Origin of the sequence: Acinetobacter sp. UBA2063 (assembly GCF_002333245.1) — a bacterium.
GTDB classification, from domain to species: domain Bacteria; phylum Pseudomonadota; class Gammaproteobacteria; order Pseudomonadales; family Moraxellaceae; genus Acinetobacter; species Acinetobacter parvus.
In genome coordinates this window covers 912-2552 of record NZ_DDAH01000088.1, presented here as the reverse complement: position 1 = coordinate 2552, position 1641 = coordinate 912, and the positions used below count along the sequence as shown (strand labels likewise).

General features: G+C 41.5%; 1 protein-coding gene. It reads right to left on the bottom strand.

The window, feature by feature from the left end:
- Nucleotides 1-1641 (bottom strand): type I restriction endonuclease subunit R (locus tag B4H32_RS03745; RefSeq protein WP_286800047.1); only part of this gene is annotated, 1641 nt, incomplete at both ends.

Genomic DNA, 1641 nt, shown 5'->3' with positions numbered 1-1641 from the left:
AAGCTAATAATATTCCCGAATGGTTTTTTATCATTGTAGACACGGTTAGTCCGTGAAAAAGCCTGAATTAGACCATGATATTTAAGGTTCTTATCGACATACAAGGTATTTAACGGCTTTGAGTCAAAGCCCGTGAGGAACATATTTACGACCAGTAAAATATCAATCTGCTTTTTCTTTACCCGATCTGCAATATCACGGTAATAGGCATAGAATCCATCACCAGAGTTATAATTCGTGCCGAACTGAGCATTATAATTGGCAATATAGCGATCCAATTTATCACGACTAGACTGATTTATTTGGTTCGGAGTATCCGTTGATTCTTCTTGAATCAATCCATTTTGGTCGTTGTTCTCAACAGCTTCATTCGCACCGTAGGAGAAAATGGTCGCAATGGTGAGAGGTTTAAATAATCGCCCCTCCGCTTCGTCTTGTTGTTGCTTTTCCGCTTGGACTTTCTCAAATAGGTCGTAATATTGGGTCAAGGTATCAACTGAACTCACACAAAACATTGCGGTAAATTCACGATTCTTGGTTTTGGTGTCATGTGTCTCAACGATATAACGTGCGATCATTTCTAATCGCTGCGGATTGTCATATAGCTCTTGGGTATCAATCCCCTCGACATCTTCGTCAAATTGCTCATGATTTTCTATTAACCCCATCCCGACCTTCCCCTTTAAAAGGGGAAGGGGTAAAGCCTCTCCTTCCTTTGCAGGGAGGGAATTAAGTGTTGGCAAGTTCCCCTGATAAGGGGGATTTAGGGGGTCAAAAACCCCAGCCGAGCTCGCCTCATCAAACTGGTCATTGCTTGCCATGCCTTTAGCAGTATATTTGCCACGGTAATCAATCTGGAACTGCAATACATTGCGGTCTCGAATTGCATCCACAATGACATATTGATGCAAACATTGATTGAATAAATAATCTGTGGTGAGTTTCAAACCTGCTTTAGATTGACTATTTTCCTCAAAGATCGGTGTTCCCGTGAATCCAAACATCTGTGCATTACTAAAGAACTTTTTAATGTTCTGATGAGTCTCACCAAATTGGCTACGGTGACACTCATCAAAGATAAACACCACTTTTTTATTTTTAAGATAATCAATCGATTCTAAATAGCGGTCTGTGCTAATCGCACGATTTAACTTTTGGATGGTGGTCACAATCAGTTTGTCGTGGCGTTGATCGAGTTGTTTTACCAAAGTATGCGTGCTGTCTGTGCTATCCACACTCTCCGCTTTAAAAGCATTAAACTCACGTGAGGTTTGTGTGTCGAGGTCGTTACGATCCACCACAAACAAGACCTTTTCTACATCAGGCATATTCATGATGATCTGACTGGCTTTAAATGAAGTCAGGGTTTTACCTGAACCTGTAGTGTGCCAGATATAGCCGTTCTGATCGGAGTTTTGCACATGCTCCACAATTTTCTGCACCGCATAAATCTGATAGGGACGCAGCACCATCAGGCTTTTGGTGGTTTCCAGCATTACCATGTATTGAGTCAGCATGTCTGTAAGATGCTGATGATTTAAAAATACTTCGGCAAAGTCGACAATTTCATTGATGTGTTTATTGGCAACATCTGCCCATGGAAAGGCAAACTCAATCCCAGTCGTACAGATCGGAAGAGCG